Source organism: Corallococcus llansteffanensis, from assembly GCF_003612055.1.
Lineage (GTDB): Bacteria > Myxococcota > Myxococcia > Myxococcales > Myxococcaceae > Corallococcus > Corallococcus llansteffanensis.
The window spans coordinates 1-18084 of the sequence record NZ_RAWB01000009.1 but is presented as its reverse complement, the minus strand read 5'-3'; the positions used below and the strand labels follow the sequence as shown (position 1 = coordinate 18084).

Genomic DNA, 18084 nt, shown 5'->3' with positions numbered 1-18084 from the left:
CCCTCAGGTCTCGGACCGCTTGCGCGCCAGGTACTCGCGCACCTCCGCCGGGAGCGAGTCTTCCGGCAGGGGGAAGTGCCGGGTCACCACCTCCAGCGTGTTGAGGTACTCCGGCAGCTCGTAGCCGTAGAACACCACGCGCGCGATGCGGGAGCGCTCGCGCGCCGCCAGGTGCGTCTTCAGGGTCGTGCACGCCAGGGCCACCGGGTCGTTCACGCCCAGGCCGCCGGTGCCCGCGCCCAGCGCCACCATGGCCACGGAGAGCGGCGCGCCGTCGTCGTCGCCGCCTTCAATGGACTCCAGCGCGTTCCACAGGTTCACGCAGCACACCTGGATGCGCGCGCGGTTCGGCGCCGAGTTCCCGGAGAACCCCTGGCGGTAGTCCATCACCGCCACGTGCGCGACCCACTTCGCCCGGGGATGCGTGCCCGCGTCCGTCACCAGCACCTGTCCCGGCTCCATGGGGCCCCGGAAGCGGGCCTGCAGGGCCTCGGTGAGGTGCTGCTGGTAGGTGGGGCCACACGCGAGCCGGATGGCCCGGGACACGCCCGAGCCCAGCTGCACGTTCGTGTTGGAGGCGTTGACCAGCACGCGCTCGGAGCCGTCCGTCAGGCTGCCTTGCGCGACCTCGATGCGAGGGTAGGGGGCGCTCATGCCCCCAGTCTAGTCACGGCGCCGTCGTGCGGTTCGCCGCGATGTTGATGACGTTCACCATCAGGTCCTTCACGCGGCGCGGCTTCTCCCCGCCGTTGTCCTCGATGATCTTCCCGATGTCGTCGTCCTGCTGGTGGTACTCGGGGATGAGGTCGCCGCCGCCCTCGGGGTTGGACAGGCCCTCGAAGAGGAAGAGCACGTCCTCGCCCTTGCGCCCGAACGACGCGCCGTCCTGCCGGTCGCGGTAGACGTTGATGTCCCGGTTGATGCGGTCGAACGGATCCGCCAGCTGCTGGTTCGCCTGGTCCACCACGTCCCGGAAGTAGTTGGGCTGGCCCCGGGTGTTGGTGTCGACGACGGACAGGCGCTGATCATCCCAGCGGCCCACCATGTCCGTGTTGATGACGCCGGCGATGTTCTTCAGCTCCAGGCCGGGGATGGGGTGGTCCACGAAGTACTGCGAGCCCACCAGGCCCTTCTCCTCGGCGCCCGTCCAGATGAACAGCACGGAGCGGTCCAGCTCGCCGCGCTTCTGCGCCTCCGCGAGCTCCGGCACCGCCGCCATCAGCACCGCGCTGCCGGACGCGTTGTCGTCCGCGCCGTTGAAGACGTTGCCCTTGCGGTCCACGCCCACGTGGTCCAGGTGGGCCATCACGACGATGACCTCGTCCTTGTGCGGCCCGGTGCCGGGCAGCATCGCCATCGTGTTCACCGCCTGGCCCGTCGCCGTGGCCACCTGCCGCAGCTCCTCCACGCTGCGCTGCGTCCCCGCCCGCGCCGGCACCAGCGGCTTGCCGGCCGCCTTCATCGTGTCCTCGTACTTGCGGTTGAGGAGGGCCAGCGTGTCCCTGGGCATCTTGTCATCCAGGTAGAAGCCCTCTTCGAACGTCTTGTGCCCGAAGTCCTTGTGGGGCGCGTGGCTCGCGCCGTGCGCCGCGCCCTCCGCCGCCGGTGAGCCGGCGAAGGAGAAGACGTTGAACTTCTGCTGGAAGGGGTTCTCCGGGTTGTTGGAGTTCGGGCCCACGAGGCCGTACTTCTGCACGTGCTCCTGCACGTAGGCGGACGCCGCGTCCAGGCCCTCCGAGGGGCTGTTGCGTCCCTTGAGCGCGTCGGAGGCCAGGTACTCGATGTGCTTCATCGGATCCGAGTCGTCCGCGACGGGCGGCTCGGTGGGCTCCTCCGGCGGCACCGGCGTCGTCGTCACCGGCGGCGGCAGCGACAGCACCGGGGGGGGCGCCGGCAGCCGGGGCAGCGGCGGGCGGGCGCCGGACGACTCGAAGCCGTCCTTCCACGCGAGGGGGCGGTTGCGGGACTTCGCCTCCGGAGCGCGCGCGTCCTGCGCGGACGTGCGCGAGACGGAAGTCAGGGGGCGCGAGCTGTCGTTGATCTTCGAGGCCATGGTGGGGAGTCCGGGGGAGGAACCGCGCTCCCCAGATTATCCGACCGGGCCGGTCACAAGTTGTGCGCCGCGGCACATTCCATGAATCCAGGTTTCAAGAGCGCGTCATCGCCGCGAGGCGGCCTCCGTCCCCTGTGACCCGCCTTGCTACAAATACACTGTTTCATGTGACGCCCGGGGTTACACCTGCTTTCTCAATCCATGACAAACAAGAGTGAAAACAGACAGACCGCCGGTATTGGCGCAAGGGGTGCAGGGGTGGGCCGCGCAGTCCACCCCACGACGAGGTAGTGCATGCACCTGAAGATGACGGGCACCCTGCTGGCTTCCATGCTCCTGAGCATGGCGGGCTGCGCGGGCGGCGCCGACGACACCCAGACCTCCGGTTCCCTCAACACGCAGGAGTCCGCGGCGCAGCAGTGTCTCAACCAGTTCGATGGCATCACGAGCTGTGCGCTGGGCCGGGCGAAGCTCGCGACCGTGAAGGAGGGCCTGGCGGTCTCCGGGCTCCTCGCGAAGACGGACGGCGTCTCCAGCACCTTCACGAAGGCCGTGAAGTGGGAGCAGCGCTCCGCGGTGAGCCTGGGGCAGGCGGGCGGGCTCCAGCTCGCCGCGCGTGACGCGGATCAGGTCGTCAGCACGCTGAGGATCACCCCGGGTCGCGAGGCGAACACGGTCATCATGGCGCCCACCTTCACGGGCTCGCCGGGCGGCTCGAGCTACACGATGAACATCTACCGCGGGGGCGTGCTCCAGGGCTCCAGCCCGCAGCCGGCCGGGATGATGATCACCTTCACCAACTGGCGGGACTTCCTCCGCTGGGCGGAGATGCACGCCTGGTTCCTGAACGACTTCGACATCGACATGCACTCGCGGAGGGCGGCGGCGGACGTGGGCGCGTGCGTCTGGCGCATGGGCGCGGAGAACAACACCTTCACGGTGGACGTGAACGGCAAGCCCGTGGTCGGTGACGAGGTGGAGTTCGTCGAGACCATCGCGGACGGGGCCTATCCGTACCGCCACTTCACGGGCATCGACGTGAACGCGGTGGCCAGCCAGTTCACCATCCGCTCCGAGTCCATCACGCAGCCCGAAGGCGCGAAGTAGCACGCGGCCGTCTGGCGCCGGACGGGCCCCCTTGGGTCTCCGTCCGGCGTCGCAGGTCGGGCCGCGGGAGGGCTTAGCGCCCGACGGAGGACGTCGGCGTCGCCACGTTCCTGCCGCTGCCGCCCGTGCCCGTCGCGGGGCTCACCGACGGCATGCGCGCGGCCTCCAGCGGGGCCTTGCGGGCGGGCTGGAAGGTGGTGGGGATCTGGTTCGCGTAGAGCAGCTTGTAGGCGCTGTAGCTGCTGAGCACGCGCTTGACGTAGTCGCGGGTCTCCTCGAAGGCGATGTGCTCCACCCACTCGTCCAGCTCCGCCTGGGGCAGGGCCTTGCGCCAGCGCTCCACCGCCGCCGGGCCCGCGTTGTAGGCGGCCACCGCGTAGGCGGGGTTGCCGTCGAAGTGCTTGAGGAGCTGGCCCAGGTACGCAGCGCCCAGGCGGATGTTCTGCGCGGGTTGCAGCAGCGACGCCTCGTCCACCGAGGCCAGCTTCAGCGAGTCCGCCACCTGCCGCGCCGTCGCGGGCATGAGCTGCGCGAGCCCCAGCGCTCCCGTGGAGGAGCGCGCGCGCGGGTTGAACCGGCTCTCCTCGCGGATGAGCCCCTGCAGCAGGTCCGGATCCACGCGCGCGGCGCGGGAATGGCTCTGGATGAGCGGACGGAACGCGAGCGGCCACGTGGCCTCCCACACCGGTCGCGACGCGGCGCTCAGCGGCCCGGAGGCCTCCTGGCGCAGCGACATGCGGGCCACCTGCCGCGTGGCCCGGCCCCGGCCGGTGCGGCGGATGGTCTGGTAGAGCAGCCGCGAAGGCGCCTCCGCCAGTCCGCGGGTGTCCACCGCGAGCAGCTCCTCCGCCACGCCCGGCTGTCCCAGGCGCAGCAGCTCCACGCCCGCGGCGAAGCGCGGATCCTTCTGGAGCGGGCCGGGCGGCAGGGGCCAGACCTCGTCGGAGACCGGCGCGGGGGCCTGCGCGGCGGCGGGCACCGTGGCGCTCGCGTTCGTCACCACGGGCGCCGCGGAGGCCTGCATCAGTCGCGTCAGCCGCTCCGGGGCGTGCTGGGCCAGCCGCGCCCTCGCGAGCAGGCCGTACCAGGCCGCGGGGCGCTCCGTGGCGATGAGCTCGTAGCGGGCGAGCGCGGAGTCCAGCGCGCCGCCGGACTCCTGGATGCGCGCCTGCCAGTACTTCGCGCGCCACAGCGCTTCGTCCGTGCGCGCGGCCTCCGGAAGTTGCTCCACCGCGGTGAGCGACGCCAGCGCGGCGGCGGTGTCGCCCTTGCGCGAGTGCAGCCAGAAGGCGCGGAAGAGGGCCTCGGCGGCGAAGTTGCCGGAGGCGTAGCGCGTCGCCAGCTCCATGTAGCGCGACAGCGCCTCGTCCGAGCGGCCCACGCGCTGGAGGGTCCACGCCTCGAAGAAGAGCGCGTCGTCGGCGTAGCCGTGCTCCGGGTAGTCCTTCGCCAGGGTGGCGTACGTCTCGATGGCCGCCTCCGGCTGGACCACCGACTGCGAATAGCCCAGGAGGTAGAGCGCCTGCGGGCGCTGCTCGGGGGACATGCACTCGCGCGCCACCGGCTCCAGCACCTGGATGGCCCGGCGGTGCAGCCGCTCCTTGCGCAGCGCGCGGCCCATCGTGAGCTGCGCGCGGCAGGCCAGCTCGTCCGGAAGCTCCGTGCGGGGCCCCGAGCGGGTCAGCATCGTCATGGCCGCGACGTTCTGGTGCAGCTCCACCAGCGCCTCCGCGCGGCGCACCCGCCACTTCATGGGCAGGGGCAGGTCGCGCAGCATCGCCCGCGCGCGGTCCGCCTCACGCGACATGGGCGCGGTGGCCCAGACCTCCAGGAGCGCGCGGTGCTCGGCGTTGTACTGGCCCGCCGCACGGGCCAGGTCGCAGTACGCCAGCAGAGCCTTCATCCGGAGCGGATCCGGCCCACGCGCCTGCCGGCTGTCGATGAACTCCTGCAGCGCCGTCATCGCCTCCGGGATGTGGAGCTGGCGCTTGAGCACGCGCGCCATGGCGAAGCGCGCGTCCGGGTAGAGCGGGGAGCCCGGGCTCACGGCGCCGTACTGCTCGGCCGCTTTCAGGGGACGGCGCAGGCGCTCATGGGACTCCGCGGCGCGCATCAGGCAGTGGTCGCGCAGCGGGACGTAGTCCTCCGCGAGCGCCGTGAACTCCGCGGCCGCGGTGGTGAAGTCCCGCGCGAGGAACGCGCTCTGGGCCTGGAGGTAGCGGCCCGGAAGGGTAGGGGGCGCCTCGGTGGCGAGCAGGGCCCGCGCCGACTTGTACCGGCCCCGGTCGAACTCCGCCCTCGCCTTGGCCAGCAGCCCCTCTGAGAAGTAGGAGGTGAGCTTCTCCGGTCCGAACGCCTCCGCCGTCAGCTCATCTTGCGAAGGCTGCGCCGTCGGCGTGTCGAGCAGCGCCTCCAGCTTCTCTTCCGACATCACGTCGCTGGAGTCGTCCTCGCCAGGCGCCTGCGCCCACGCAACGCCCGGCCCGAGCACGCTCGCACACGCGAACAAGACCACCGCTGTTCCTCGAAGTCCGTCCATGCCAGCCCTCGTTCGTCCGCCTGGGACCCCGATGGATTGGCACTGCCGGTACGGATGGAACCTGCCCGCTCGTTCGGTCTCCAGGCACGCGTTGGCGAGTGGATAGGGCCGCAGGGGAAAGGGCCGGTGGAGTGCACGAAATCCAACGACCCGGTCGCCCTGGAACTGGCACGCGCTGTGCCAGCGGGCTCGGCATGAGGAGGGGGGTCTTTACGGAATCGGGACCTCACGGCGCAGGTCGGCCGGCTGGCGCGGGGCCACCTCGTAGGTGGTCTCGTACTGCGCGGCGAGTCCCGTCACGCTGATGGACTCACCGACGGCGAGGGCCTGCAGCGTCGCCTTGTCGAAGCCGGCGGAGACGTGCACGAACACCTGCACCTCACCGGAGCCGTCGTTGATGTAGAGCTTGTAGCCGTAGGGGGAGTCGTCCTGGAACGACTGGGTGATGGCGCCCGTGACCGTGATGAGCTGACCCTCCACGGACTCGTTCACGTCGCCGGTGCTCACCTTCTTCGAGGGCACCTCCTGCGTTCCGGAGCGCAGCTCGACGTCCTCGGGAGCGGCCTTGAGGATGCGCAGCTGGTTCTGCTCGTCCAGCGTGCCGGTGACGCGCACGTGCGCCCCCAGTCCGAAGGTCTGCTTCGCGTCCAGCTTGACGTAGATGCCGCCGGTCCCGTCCTGCACGGAGAAGCCTTCATCACCCAGGGCGGAGACGAACGCGCCCGGCTGCACGGAGACGTAGCCGTCCACTGTCACCTTCGCGCCCGTCTCGAGCGCCCGCGCCTCGGCGATGGGCGTGTCGGAGTCTGAGCACGCGCTGACCACGAGCGCGAAGACGCCAACGAGCGCCAGGAAGGACCGGGGGAGCAGGGAAGGGAGTGGGGTTCGGTTCATGGGACGGTCCATATCAGCCGCCTGCCAGGAAGGCCGGGTTTACTGCCTGGACGGATTTGCGACTGGGAGAAGGGTGTCTGTCTTTGAGTCTCCAGGGAGGGTGTGAATGCACCCCAAGAGGCAGCCCTTGCCGCGCTCAGGGATGACGGACTCCAGGTGAATAAATCCACGGAGGCTTCGTACGGAGGTTGCGGCGGTGCACCGCCCCCGGCGCGGGACCACCCGTGCCTCTCGACCCTCCAGGAAAACCCCATGACCCCGTTCGTTCGCGCAGTGCTTGCTTCGTCCCTGTTCGTGTCCTCCGTCTCCTTCGCCCAGGAGGTGGAGATGGACATGCAGGTGGACGCCGACAATCAGGACATGCCCGCGGCCCGCATCAAGATCCGGACGTCGGGTCCGGAGGGGGACGGCAACGCCACGGTGCGCGTGCGGGGCGGCACCACGACGACGACGGAGACCCGGACGGAGACGCGGACGACGACGCACTCGGGCCGTGGCCACGGTGAGACGGTGCAGGTCCGCGAGGTCCAGAGCGAGCCCTCGTTCCGCGACTGTGGCACGCGTTCGGACGAGGGCTGCACCACGCGGCGCGACGGGAACCTCCCCATGGACGCCAGCACCTGGCGCGGCTTCTACCAGTCGCTCAAGACCGAGAGCAACGAGATCGTCCGCGAGGAGAAGGCGGGCAAGATGCTCAAGCGCGTCTACCTCACCGCGGTGCAGTTCGGCATGGTCCTGGACCTCTTCAACAATGAGATCACCCGCCTGGACGTGGCGAAGGTGGCCGCGCCCCACGTGGTGGATCCGCAGCACGCCCTGGGCTTCTCGTCCAAGTGGAACAACTCCATCAGCGGCAGCGAGTACACCGACCTCATCACGGAGCAGTAGTCGTCGCTCGTGAAGAGGCCCCGCGCCCGTGGTGAGCACGCGGGGCCTCCGGCTGCGTCGACGCGCTACTTCCAGGTGTCGTTGAGCGTCACCGTTCCACTGGCGGGGGTGGTGGAGGCGCGGTTGGTGCCGCCCTCCCAGACGACGTTCCCGCCGCCGTCCTTCTTGATGTACTTGTATTCAAACGCGGTTGAGCCGGGCAGGCCCACCGTCACGTCCCACGTCGGGTAGTTGGCCGGCGAGAGCGCGATGGCCGCCGCCGGGCTCCAGCTTCCCAGCGCGGGCAGGCTGCCCACCACGTAGATGTTCTGCCCCTGCACGGTGCTCGCCGTCTCGCGGAAGGTGACGGCGGCCCCGGACGTCGCGGTGGTGACGCTCAGGGCGCTGCTTTTCGCGGAGGCGTTCCCGGCGTTGTCCCGCGCGCGCACCGTGTAGCTGTAGGCCGTGCCCAGCGTGAGCCCGGTGTCCGTGTAGGCCGTGGAGGTGGGCGAACCCACGAGCGTCCCCGCCCGGTACACGTCGTAGCCCGCGATGCCGCTGGCGTCCGTCGAGGCCGTCCACGTCAGGCTCACCGTCGTGGCCGTCTTGGACGGAGAGGTGAGGCCCGTGGGCACGCTCGGCGCCGTGGTGTCGGTGGACGGCGCGCCGGCCGTGATGACGCCCGCGGTGAACGTGGAGGTGCCCTCCGGCAGGAAGTAGTTGAGCCCGCCGTTGTTGTCCCACGTGCCGCTGCCGTTGTTGAACACCGCCTCCAGCTGCGTCGCGCTGCCCAGGCTGACGGTGAGCTTCGCGTAGCCGGCGACCTCCGCATCGGGCATGGCCTGCCCCGGAGGCGTCGTCCACGTCCCACCCGCCGGGCGGGAGTGGAGGTAGGGCGTGGTGAAGCCCTTCTTGTAATAGACGGTCGCGGTGCTGCCCGTGCTGGTGGTGACGGACAGGGCGGTGCTCGCCGCGGAGAGGTTTCCCGCCGCGTCCTTCGCCTTCACCGTGTACGCATACGTGACGCCGCTGGAGAGCCCGGTGTCGGTGAAGCCGGGGCCCGTGGGCGTGCCCACCTGGGTGCCATTGCGGAACACGAGGTAGCCCGTGACGCCCACGTTGTCCGTGGAGGCCGTCCACGACAGCGACACGGAGGTGTCTGTCCTTGACGGCGCCGTGAGGCCCGTGGGCGTGGAGGGCGCGGTGGTGTCCACCACCGGCCCCCCTGGCGTGATGGTGCCGGCGTTGAACGTGGAGGTGCCCGCGGGGAACAGGTAGTTCAAGCCGTTGTTGTTGTCCCACGTGCCGCTGCCGTTGTTGAAGACGGCCTCCAGCTTGTCCACCGCGCCCAGGTTGACGGTGAGCTTCGCGTAGCCCGCGACCTCGGCGTCCGGCATGGCCTGACCCGGCGCCGTCGTCCACGTCCCGCCCGCCGGGCGATAGTGGAGGTAGGGCGTGGCGAAGCCCTTCTTGTAATAGACCGTGGTGGTGTAGCCCGTGCCCGTCGTCACCGGGAGCGCGGTGCTCGCCGCGGACGTGTTGCCCGCCGCGTCCTGGGCCTTCACCGTGTAGCGGTACGTCGTGGAGGAGGAGAGGCCCGTGTCCGTGTAGGTCGTCCCGCTGACGGCCGCCACCTGCACGCCCTCGCGCAGCACGAGGTAGCCGGCGACGCCCTGGTCATCCGTGGAGGCCGTCCAGGACAGCGCCACCGACGAGCTCGTCACCGCCGCTGACGCCAGCCCCGTGGGCACCGACGGGGCCACCGTGTCCGGAGCCTTCGTGGTGACGGAGAGCGCGGTGCTCGCGCCGGAGACGTTGCCCGCCGCGTCGCGCGCCTTCACCGTGTAGCTGTAGGTCGTGTTCGGCGTCAGGCCCGTGTCCGTGAAGGACGGCGTGGGGCTGGTGCCCACCTGCGTTCCCGCCCGGAAGATGAGGTAGTCCGCCACGCCCACGTCGTCCGTGGAGGCCGTCCACGTCAGCTTCACCGAGCGGTCCGTGCGCGTGGCCGCCGCGAGGCCCGTGGGCGCGGAGGGCGCCGCGGTGTCCACCACCAGGAAGGGCGACGTGCCCGTCACGGCGCCGTTCACGTCCTCCACGTACTTGCCGCCCGTCAGCGTGTAGCGGCCCGCGCCCACGTAGACGGATTGGATCTCGCCGCGGGTGACGTTGCCGCGCGTGTCGGTGGCCTCGATGTAGTAGTCGAGCAGCTGGTCGCGGTAGCTGCCCGTCGTCACGTAGTAGAGGTCCCCCGTCTCCTGCGCCGGCACCTTCGCCATCACCGCCAGGTGCGCGGGCTGCCAGGACACGCCGTTCATCGACGGGCGCAAGTCGCGGCGCTTGAGCGGGAGGTCCACCCACGCGCCCACGCGCGCGGGGTCGATGTTCGGGATGCCTGCCGCCTTCAGCGCCGCCGGATCGTAGACCTTGTGCGTGTTGTCCGTGGGGTCGATGGACTTCGCCGCGTGGACGCGCACGCGCGCCTTGATGCTGGCGATGCCGCTCACGTCATGGGCATACGTGTAGAGGCCGAACACGTTGTTGAAGTGGTGCAGCGTCCAGCCCTCGGACTTGTCCGTGTTGGCGCTGCCGGGGTTGTACGGCCAGCGCTGGGCCCACCACACGGCAGGGCCCGTGCGGTCCTGCGTGAGCCGGTCCTGCACGTAGGGCTTGGAGAAGTAGAGCGACTGGTTGAAGGACAGCGTCGGCTTGACGATGTCGTCCACGTTCTCGTCGTAGTAGCCGAACCCGGAGTCCATCGCGGGCAGGAGGAAGTACCAGGCCAGCTCCGCCGGGTTCGCGCCGCCGGCCCAGTCATTGGCCGCGTCTCCCTTCACGGGGAACGCATACATCCACGGGTTGAGCTGGTTGCCCGCGTGCGTGATCTGGCTGTCGAGCGCGGTGGTGGGCTTCCAGTGGTTGGGGTGCGCGTCCAGCCAGATCTGCTCGGCCGTCCTCGCATAGTCGAGCGCCGCCTGGAGCTGGGCGAAGTTGCGCTCCAGGTAGTGCCAGCCGTGCTCGAAGGAGACCGTCATCCCTTCCTGGATGCCGCTCAGGTTCGTCTTCGGCGCCAGGTTGAGGCCGGTGGCCGTGTTGAAGGCGGGGAACTGGCCCTTCCAGATGCCCATGGGCAGGCGCCAGTGGTGCCACTGCGGATCCGACGACGAGTCGCGCGTGTCCACCCACGAGCCGTCCTGCACGTGCACGACGTCGCTCGCGACAGGCGTGTGGGCCGTCAGGTATTCGCTGATGCCCACGCACTGCACGCCCGCGGCGCAGGTGGCCGTGCGGCCGTTGTACCAGGTGTCCGCGGAGCCGGCCCGGCCGCCGCTGTTGTCGCCGTCATGGGCGAGCACGAAGAACTGCCGCTGCGGCACCAGCCCCTCGAAGCTCTGGAGGTTCACGACGTCCACCGTCGCGGAGCCCTCCCAGCCCTCCAGCCAGGAGCCGTTCTGGTTCACCGGGATGCCCACGACGCGGGACTCCGCGCCCGTGGCGGGGTTCACGTAGCGCACCCAGTGCGGCGTGGAGGCGAAGGGGTACTTGTTGCGGATGGTCTGCTGCTCGTGCGCCATCTGCGCGCTCACCCAGCTGCCCACGCCGCTCGTGTTCTGCAGGTCCGCGCGGTTGGGCGGGGACACCAGCGTGTCCGCCCCCGGGTCGTTGAGGAACGGGTAGTCCTTCAGCGTGCGGGAGAAGTGGTTGTCCCCGATGACGGACCACTGGATGCCCAGCTTCGCCAGCGTGGGCACCAGCCGCTCGGAGAACCCCAGCTCCGTCGGGAAGAAGCCCGGCGACGACTGGAAGCTGCCGCCCAGGAAGTAGGGCTGCGCGAGCGTGGCGCTCTGGTAGACTAGGTCCTTGAGGAAGTAGTCCGGCCCCACCAGCGGCCCCATGCTGTGGTGCCCGGTGAAGTGGATGAGATCCAACGAGCGCTTGCCGGAAGGGGTGCGCAAGGCGTCGTACTTCGCCTTCCACGGCGAGCCCCACGCCGCGTTGTCGTAGCCGGCGACGTTCTTGCGCGTGGACAGGTCATTGACGTTGTTCACCACCGCGCCGGACATCGTCACGTGCACCTGGCCGGAGGCGGCGTTGGTGCGCATGTCCTGCGCGACGTCCGGCGGCCAGTACAGGTACGCGCCCGTCTTCGCGTTGTGCGAGTAGTACGTCACCAGGTCGTCGTGCGGCATGGGCGCGCCCGACGGCAGGAAGTACGTGTAGTTCGCCGGCGGCGACTGCTTGAGCTGGATGACCTGCGCGTCGTAGGCGTAGCGGATGGGGCCGCCCACGGGCGTCGTCGCGTATTGCGAGACGTCGTAGTACGGCCAGAAGTTGGGCATGTGGTTGTGATACACGTGCGCCGCCGCAATCGACTGCGCGCGTGACAACCCGGGGGACAGCACAGACGTCACCGCCGCGAGCAACGCGACGGCCTTCAATCCACGCATGGGGGAGCCTTGTCCGGGGTTCGCAGAAAAGCCGCGAATCCCGGAGTTGTTCTAATGCGCTTCCCGGAGGATTCGAAGGGCGAGGCCTACGAAGGCGTGACACCCGCGACGAGGTAGACGCGCAGCTGCCCGGAGTTGACGCCGTAGGCGACGTCCACTCCAAGCAGGGGCAGCACGACGTTGCTCAGGTACAGGCGCAGGCCGGCGCCCACGCCCTGGGCCACGGTGGCGTTCTCGAGGCCGGACTTCGACTCGGGCAGGTAGCCGCGGATGACGCGGCCGTTGGCATCGCGCAGTTGCCCGCTAGCGGGCAGCTCGCGGAAGGCGATGACGCCCGTGTCGGAGAAGCCCACGCCCCGGAATGCGAGGGATTTGATGGTGAAGAGCGGGAAGTGGTACTCGGCCGTGAAGGTGAGCCGCGTGTCGCCCCGGAACTGGCGGTACTGGAAGCCGCGCAGGGTGTTGCCTCCCATCACCAGCTCCTGGTGGAAGGGCAGGTCCTTTCCCACGGACAGCTCGCCTCGCAGGATGAGGTTGTTCTCCGTGAAGAAGCGCACGCCGTGGCGGTAGAGGACGCCGAACTTGCGGTAGCGGAACTCGCTCCCCACGCCCGGCGCGGACACCTCGTAGGAGCCCTCCACGTTGATGCCCTCGGTCACCGCGTGCAGCGTCTGCCGCGAGTCCAGGCCCACCATGAAGCGCAGGGACGTGTCGAGCAGGGACGGGCCGGTGGAGAAGGCCTGTTCCGTCACCGGCTTCTCGGGGTCGGGCGACTGCGCGTCGATGCTGGACAGGCGGTACTTCGCCGCCGCGCGCACACGCTCGAAGAGGATGAAGCCCAGCTCGCCGGCGACGGACGCCGAGTTGAGGCGCGTCCTCCGGACGACGGCGGGGTCGTCCTGGCTGGCGTCCGGGAGGTACTCGTCCACGCGGTCGCTGCGCAGCAGTCCCTCCAGGCTGAACTTGAGCTGCGGGAACCCGAAGACGAGCGGATCCAGGTAGCCCACGAAGAGGCCGCTCTCGCCGGTGCTCACCTGGACGCCGGCGGCGAACTTCTTCGCGCGGCCCGCCAGGTTGTTCTCCGCGTAGAGCACGCCGCCGCCGGTGTTGCCGGAGGACAGCGCCACCGTGGGGGCCACCACCCACGATGCCTTGTCCTTCACCGCCAGCATCAGCCGCACGCGGCCGTCGGGCAGGGGCTCCGTGCGCGCATGCACCTCCTGGAACAGGCCCGTGGCCAGCAGGCGCCGCTCCACCTTCTTCAGCTCCTCGTCGTCGACGAGGTCTCCCGCGCCCAGCTGCGCGTAGGAGCTAACGGTCCCGTGCTTCGTCTTGTCGGGGCTGTCCACCACCACCTCCGCCACCTCCGAGCGTCCGGAAGTGGACGGTGGGGCATCCTCGGCGAGGGCACGGGGGGCTCCCAGCGCCAGCAGGAGCGTGGCGAGGAGGGGGACGACACGGCGGAGGTTCAGGGCGACAGGCACGCGCTGCTCATACCCCGGCAGGCGCGCAGGCCGACGGTTTCATCGTGTGACGGCCGGCACGTGCGCGTGATGTTCAACGTTCGGCATCCATGCGCGCCTTCTCTCGAACAATGACGTCGCGCACGTGGTCGCGCATCGCCTGCACATCCCCGGCGAAGCCCGCCGGGTCGATGGGCTCCAGCACGCGCACCCGGGCATGGACGGACTGCCGGAACACCAGCCCGTGCTTGGGCATGGTCCGCGCGGTGCCGGTGAGGACGACGGGGATGATGGGGCAGCGCTGCTGGATGGACAGCGTGAAGGCGCCGTCCTTGAAGGCCTTCACCTCGCCGTCCTTGGAGCGGGTGCCTTCGGGGAACATCAGGATGGGCACGCCGCGCGACAGCCAGCGCTCGCACCCGGCCATCATCTTGATGATGCTCTCGCGGTCTCCGCGCACCAGCGGCACGTACCGGTTGAGGTGCATGTTCCAGCCGATGAGCGGCAGCTTGAAGTTCTCCGCCTTGGAGACCCACTTGAAGGGCCGGTAGAGGCCGAAGAGGACCAGGATGTCCCCGAGCGACTCGTGGTTGGCGACGAGCACCGCCGCGCCCCTCCACGGCAGGCGTTCGCGGCCCTCCACCCTCAGGTTCCAGAGAGGGTTCACGTAGAAATAGAGCTGTGCCCAGAAGCACGAGTACAGGTGGAGCACGCGGCCATCCGCGTCGAACGGACGCGTGATGGCCCACAGCAGGAGCGCACCGATGAAGAGCAACGCGCTGGACAGCGCGAAGAAGGCCCAGAAGGCAATCGAGAAGAGGATTCGGATAGTCCTCAGTCTGTCATGGATTGGCGGATCCACCCACGGAGAGTGAGCACTATCATCGCGCGACGCACGCAACGCGAGGGAGGCTTTGTCATGACCACGTCACAGCCGGGTGAACGCGGGGAATTGTTCCTGGACGACCTCCAGGTGGGGCAGCGGTTCGTCAGCGGCACGCACGCCGTGGACGAAGCGCAGATCCTGGCGTTTGCCCGGGAGTTCGATCCGCAGGGATTCCATCTGGATGACGAGGTCGCGAAGGGCACGCTGTTCGAGGGTCTGGCGGCCAGCGGCTGGCACACGGCGGCCCTCACCATGAAGCTCAACGTGCGGGGCGGGCTGCCCTTCAAGGGCGGCATCGTCGGGGCGGGCGCGGAGATCCGCTGGCCCAAGCCCACGCGCCCGGGGGACGTGCTCCACGTGGAGAGCGAGGTGCTGGAGCTGATTCCTTCGCGCACGAAGCCGGACCGGGGCATCGCCACCGTGCGCAGCGAGACGCGCAACCAGCACGGAGACGTGGTGCAGGTGCTCACCGCGAAGCTGGTCCTGCCCCGTCGCCCGGCGAGCGGGTGAGCGGGAACGAAGGCTTTTCGCAGCAGCGGACGAAGGTTAGCGTGCAGCCTTGTTCCGGCCGTGCCCGTGGTTCCCCGTCCAGCTTCCGAGGAGTTCTTCCATGTCCCGCGGCACCCCCGACTTCGACCTCGCCTCCGTGGACGTGGAGGGCTTCTACCGGGAGCTGAGGGAGATCCGCGCCCAGGTGGACGCGTCCCTGGGCGAGGCGGACGCGGCGCACCTGCGGAAGCTGGAGCGGTGGGGGCGGGTGGCGACGTGGCTGGGCGTGGCCACGGCGTGGATCGCGCCCAACCCGTTGAGCGCGGTGGCGCTGGGGTTGGGGCGCTCGACGCGCTGGCTGCTCATGCACCACGTGGGGCACCGGGGCTACGACCGGGTGCCGGGCCTGCCCGCGTCACGCACGAGCAAGGGCTTCGCGAAGGGGGCCCGGCGCTTCGTGGACTGGCTGGACTGGATGCTTCCGGACGCCTGGGTGTTCGAGCACAACGTGCTGCACCACTCGCACACCGGCGAGGACGCGGACCCCGACCTGCTGGAGCGCAACGCGGAGGGCACGCTGCGGGACACGGGCCGTCCGCTGCCCCTGCGCTACGTGCAGCTGGGGCTGCTGGCCGTCACCTGGCGGGCGAGCTACTACGCGCCGGAGACGCTGGGGTCGCTGCGGCGCAAGGGGCGGCGTGAAGGGGGCTCGCTCACGCGCGCGGAGGTGTGGGAGCTCGTCACGCGCTGCTACCTGCCATACGCGGCCGTCTACTTCGGCCTGTACCCGGCGGCCTTCCTCATCGTGGGGCCGTGGGCGGCGTTCAGCGTGCTGTGCAACTCCGTGCTCGCGGACGTCGTCACCAACCTGCACACGTTCTTCGTCGTGGGGCCCAACCACACCGGCGAGGACCTGTACCGCTTCGACACCGCGCCCGCGAACAAGGCCGAGCGCATGGTGCAGCAGGTGCTGGGCAGCGCGAACTACCGCACCGGGGGCGACCTCAACGACTTCGCCCACCTGTGGCTGAACTACCAGATTGAGCACCACCTCTGGCCGGACCTGCCGATGCTGAAGTACCGCGAGGTGCAGCCCCGGGTCCGCGCGCTGTGCGAGAAGTACGGCATCCCCTACGTGCAGGAGAGCGTCTGGACCCGCGCGAAGAAGATGGTGGACGTGGTCGTGGGCAAGGCGTCCATGAAGCGGCTGCCGAGGTCCGGGGCGCTGGCCGTGACGGACGCGAGCGCGGAGGCGAGCGCGGCGGAAGTGTCCGCGGCCTGAGTCACGCGGGCGGCGCGCGGCGGCGGCGGGGCAGGGGGACGAGCGCCACCGGCGTGGCCTCCACCGGCGCCTCCTCGTGGCGGACGGCCTCCGCGTTCACCACGCGCACGCCGTCCGGCTGCACGGGCAGGCCAATCGTCTCCACGAACAGGCGGTAGCTCTCCTCCAGACGCCGGTGCAGGGCGATGAAGGTCTGGTGCGCGGTGCCGGGCATGTCCTCGGTGTAGGTGAAGTACCAGCGCAGCTCGTCCAGGCGCGCGTAGAAGTGGTCCACCACCGCCTGCTCTTGTTCGGAGAGGTGGATGAGCTGGACGAAGGCGCCCTCGGCGTAGTGTGACGCCACCGTCTCCACCAGCGGGCCCCGGCTGCGCAGGCGGGAGAAGAGGATGAACATCTCCTCCCGGCGGGCAGCCAGCCGGCGCATGATTCCGGCGGCGTCCAGGGCGAGCAGGTTGCGCACGCGAGCGCTGGTCTCTTCGGCCTTCTTGCGGCGAGCCATGGTGCGACGCAGCCTACCGTCAGTGGCCTGGGGGCCGTGAGGCCTGAGGCGTCCAGGGGTCGTCTTCCTCGTAGGGAGGCTGGCGACCGGGCCCGTGCCTGCCTCACGGCGATGCAGCGCGGCAGTGGAGCGATTGGTACGGTGGGGCCACCATGGTGCTCAAGATCGTCCAGGCGGGGGAGCCGGTGCTGCGACAGCGCGCACGCGAGCTGACCCCCGAGGAAATTGGCAGTGCGGAGACCCGGCAGCTCATCGCGCTGATGCGCGACACGATGCGGGACGCGCCCGGCGTGGGGCTGGCGGCGCCCCAGGTGGGGGTGGGCGTGCGGCTGGTCGTCATCGAGGACCGGCCGGAGTACCAGGCTGGAGCTTCGCCCGCGGACCTGGCCTTACGGGAGCGGGCGCCGGTGGCCTTTCACGTGTTGATCAACCCGCGACTGGTGGTGGAGGACCCGACGCCGGTGGAGTTCCACGAGGGGTGCCTGAGCGTGAACGGGCTCGCGGCGCTGGTGCCCCGGGCGCGGGGCGTGCGGGTGGAGGCGCTGGATGAGCAGGGCCAGCCGGTGACGGTGTCGGCGCGAGGCTGGTACGCGCGCATCCTCCAGCACGAGTTCGACCACCTGGAGGGCACGCTCTACGTGGACCGGATGGAGACGCGCAGCCTCACCACGCAGGACAACCACCGACGGCACTGGATGGGCAAGAGCACGGCGCAGGTGCGCACGGCGCTGGGGTTGGCGGAGCGCCAGGATTCGGTTCCCCCGGAGGACAAGTCATGAGCAGCAGTCGGTTGTTCACCCCCCTGAAGCTGCGGGACATCACGCTGCGCAATCGCGTGGTGGTCTCCCCCATGTGCCAGTACTCGAGCGACGACGGCTTCGCCAACGAGTGGCACGTGGTGCACCTGGGCAGTCGCGCGGTGGGGGGCGCGGGGCTGGTCATCACCGAGGCCACGGCGGTGGAGGCGGAAGGGCGCATCTCTCCGCAGGACCTGGGGCTGTGGAAGGACGCGCACGTGGAGATGCTGGCGCGCATCAACCGCTTCCTGCACCAGAACGGGGCCGCGTCGGGCGTGCAGCTGGCGCATGCGGGCCGCAAGGCCTCCACGCTCCGGCCCTGGGACACGGGGACGCACGGGGCGACGGTGACGCCGGAGCACGGTGGTTGGACGCCGGTGGGGCCCACGGCGGAGGCGTTCGATGAGGGCTATCCGAAGCCGGTGGCGCTGGACGAGGCGGGCATCGCGCGGGTGGTGAAGTCGTTCGGGGACGCGGCGGCGCGGGCGAAGGCGGCGGGGTTCCAGGTCATCGAATTGCACGCGGCGCACGGCTACCTGCTGCACGAGTTCCTGTCGCCGCTGTCGAACAAGCGCACGGATCGGTATGGCGGCTCGTTCGAGAACCGGACGCGCTTCGCGCTGGAGGCGACGCGCGCGGTGCGGGCGAAGTGGCCGGAGTCGCTGCCGTTGTTCATGCGCATCTCCGCCACGGACTGGGTGGAGGGGGGCTGGACGGTGGAGGACTCGGTGGCGCTGGCGAGGCTGGTGGCGAAGGAGGGCGT

Annotated in this window: 14 protein-coding genes; 6 read left to right on the top strand and 8 right to left on the bottom strand. The window is 70.0% G+C overall.

All coding sequences use genetic code 11. The features are described from left to right. Positions 1 to 3: 3 nt before the first annotated feature. Together D7V93_RS01740 and D7V93_RS01735 are read right to left on the bottom strand one after the other, a co-directional pair. On the bottom strand, positions 4 to 654 hold the full coding sequence (locus D7V93_RS01740) for a macro domain-containing protein (protein WP_120641671.1): 651 nt from the start codon (positions 652 to 654) through the stop codon (positions 4 to 6). Positions 655 to 667: 13 nt separating this feature from the next. After that, complete coding sequence (locus tag D7V93_RS01735; protein WP_120641670.1) at positions 668 to 2053, bottom strand: M28 family metallopeptidase; 1386 nt, start codon at positions 2051 to 2053, stop codon at positions 668 to 670. Between the two features lie 294 nt (positions 2054 to 2347). On the opposite strand from D7V93_RS01735, the gene D7V93_RS01730 reads away from it, so the two are divergent. Then, positions 2348 to 3160, top strand: a complete 813-nt coding sequence (locus tag D7V93_RS01730) for a hypothetical protein (protein ID WP_120641669.1) — start codon at positions 2348 to 2350, stop codon at positions 3158 to 3160. Between the two features lie 73 nt (positions 3161 to 3233). On the opposite strand, the gene D7V93_RS01725 is transcribed toward D7V93_RS01730, so the two are convergent. Both D7V93_RS01725 and D7V93_RS01720 read right to left on the bottom strand, forming a co-directional pair. Next, on the bottom strand, positions 3234 to 5699 hold the full coding sequence (locus D7V93_RS01725; protein ID WP_120641668.1) for a lytic transglycosylase domain-containing protein: 2466 nt from the start codon (positions 5697 to 5699) through the stop codon (positions 3234 to 3236). A gap of 210 nt (positions 5700 to 5909) precedes the next feature. Beyond that, positions 5910 to 6593: a DUF5689 domain-containing protein gene (locus D7V93_RS01720; RefSeq protein ID WP_120641667.1), complete on the bottom strand. Its 684-nt coding sequence runs from the start codon at positions 6591 to 6593 to the stop codon at positions 5910 to 5912. Between the two features lie 252 nt (positions 6594 to 6845). Between D7V93_RS01720 and D7V93_RS01715 the strand changes: the two genes are divergently transcribed. After that, complete coding sequence (locus D7V93_RS01715; protein ID WP_120641666.1) at positions 6846 to 7481, top strand: proline and serine-rich protein 1 family protein; 636 nt, start codon at positions 6846 to 6848, stop codon at positions 7479 to 7481. Between the two features lie 65 nt (positions 7482 to 7546). Here D7V93_RS01715 and D7V93_RS47250 read toward each other — a convergent pair whose 3' ends face one another. From D7V93_RS47250 to D7V93_RS01700, 3 genes are all read right to left on the bottom strand, one after another. Further along, on the bottom strand, positions 7547 to 11905 hold the full coding sequence (locus D7V93_RS47250) for a carbohydrate binding domain-containing protein (RefSeq protein ID WP_120641665.1): 4359 nt from the start codon (positions 11903 to 11905) through the stop codon (positions 7547 to 7549). An 86-nt stretch (positions 11906 to 11991) separates the two neighbouring features. Then, on the bottom strand, positions 11992 to 13389 hold the full coding sequence (locus tag D7V93_RS01705) for a BamA/TamA family outer membrane protein (protein WP_120641664.1): 1398 nt from the start codon (positions 13387 to 13389) through the stop codon (positions 11992 to 11994). A gap of 73 nt (positions 13390 to 13462) precedes the next feature. Then, entirely contained in the window at positions 13463 to 14143 is a 681-nt protein-coding gene (locus tag D7V93_RS01700; protein ID WP_244237054.1) for a lysophospholipid acyltransferase family protein, read from the bottom strand. Between the two features lie 144 nt (positions 14144 to 14287). Between D7V93_RS01700 and D7V93_RS01695 the strand changes: the two genes are divergently transcribed. Continuing rightward, positions 14288 to 14764 (top strand): MaoC family dehydratase, encoded by a 477-nt coding sequence (locus D7V93_RS01695; protein WP_120641663.1) that lies wholly within the window; start codon positions 14288 to 14290, stop codon positions 14762 to 14764. 100 nt (positions 14765 to 14864) lie between these two features. After that, positions 14865 to 16025 (top strand): fatty acid desaturase family protein, encoded by a 1161-nt coding sequence (locus D7V93_RS01690; protein ID WP_120641662.1) that lies wholly within the window; start codon positions 14865 to 14867, stop codon positions 16023 to 16025. 1 nt (position 16026) lies between these two features. Here D7V93_RS01690 and D7V93_RS01685 read toward each other — a convergent pair whose 3' ends face one another. After that, a complete protein-coding gene (locus tag D7V93_RS01685; RefSeq protein WP_120641661.1) occupies positions 16027 to 16524 on the bottom strand; it encodes a hypothetical protein in 498 nt (165 codons plus the stop codon). Between the two features lie 152 nt (positions 16525 to 16676). On the opposite strand from D7V93_RS01685, the gene def reads away from it, so the two are divergent. After that, a complete protein-coding gene (gene def / locus D7V93_RS01680) occupies positions 16677 to 17303 on the top strand; it encodes a peptide deformylase (protein ID WP_120641660.1) in 627 nt (208 codons plus the stop codon). After that, positions 17300 to 18084, top strand: a 785-nt coding sequence (locus D7V93_RS01675) for an NADH:flavin oxidoreductase/NADH oxidase (RefSeq protein WP_147451003.1), incomplete at its 3' end; no start/stop codon positions are given. The genes def and D7V93_RS01675, both read left to right, overlap by 4 nt.

What these genes read in the sequence shown, in the direction of transcription:
- D7V93_RS01725 (WP_120641668.1), bottom strand. Translation starts at nt 5,699, where the DNA reads ATGGACGGACTTCGAGGAACAGCGGTGGTCTTGTTCGCGTGTGCGAGC.
- D7V93_RS01685 (WP_120641661.1), bottom strand. Translation starts at nt 16,524, where the DNA reads ATGGCTCGCCGCAAGAAGGCCGAAGAGACCAGCGCTCGCGTGCGCAAC.
- D7V93_RS01740 (WP_120641671.1), bottom strand. Translation starts at nt 654, where the DNA reads ATGAGCGCCCCCTACCCTCGCATCGAGGTCGCGCAAGGCAGCCTGACG.
- D7V93_RS01690 (WP_120641662.1), top strand. Translation starts at nt 14,865, where the DNA reads ATGTCCCGCGGCACCCCCGACTTCGACCTCGCCTCCGTGGACGTGGAG.
- D7V93_RS47250 (WP_120641665.1), bottom strand. Translation starts at nt 11,905, where the DNA reads ATGCGTGGATTGAAGGCCGTCGCGTTGCTCGCGGCGGTGACGTCTGTG.
- D7V93_RS01735 (WP_120641670.1), bottom strand. Translation starts at nt 2,053, where the DNA reads ATGGCCTCGAAGATCAACGACAGCTCGCGCCCCCTGACTTCCGTCTCG.
- D7V93_RS01730 (WP_120641669.1), top strand. Translation starts at nt 2,348, where the DNA reads ATGCACCTGAAGATGACGGGCACCCTGCTGGCTTCCATGCTCCTGAGC.
- D7V93_RS01695 (WP_120641663.1), top strand. Translation starts at nt 14,288, where the DNA reads ATGACCACGTCACAGCCGGGTGAACGCGGGGAATTGTTCCTGGACGAC.
- D7V93_RS01720 (WP_120641667.1), bottom strand. Translation starts at nt 6,593, where the DNA reads ATGAACCGAACCCCACTCCCTTCCCTGCTCCCCCGGTCCTTCCTGGCG.
- D7V93_RS01715 (WP_120641666.1), top strand. Translation starts at nt 6,846, where the DNA reads ATGACCCCGTTCGTTCGCGCAGTGCTTGCTTCGTCCCTGTTCGTGTCC.
- def (WP_120641660.1), top strand. Translation starts at nt 16,677, where the DNA reads ATGGTGCTCAAGATCGTCCAGGCGGGGGAGCCGGTGCTGCGACAGCGC.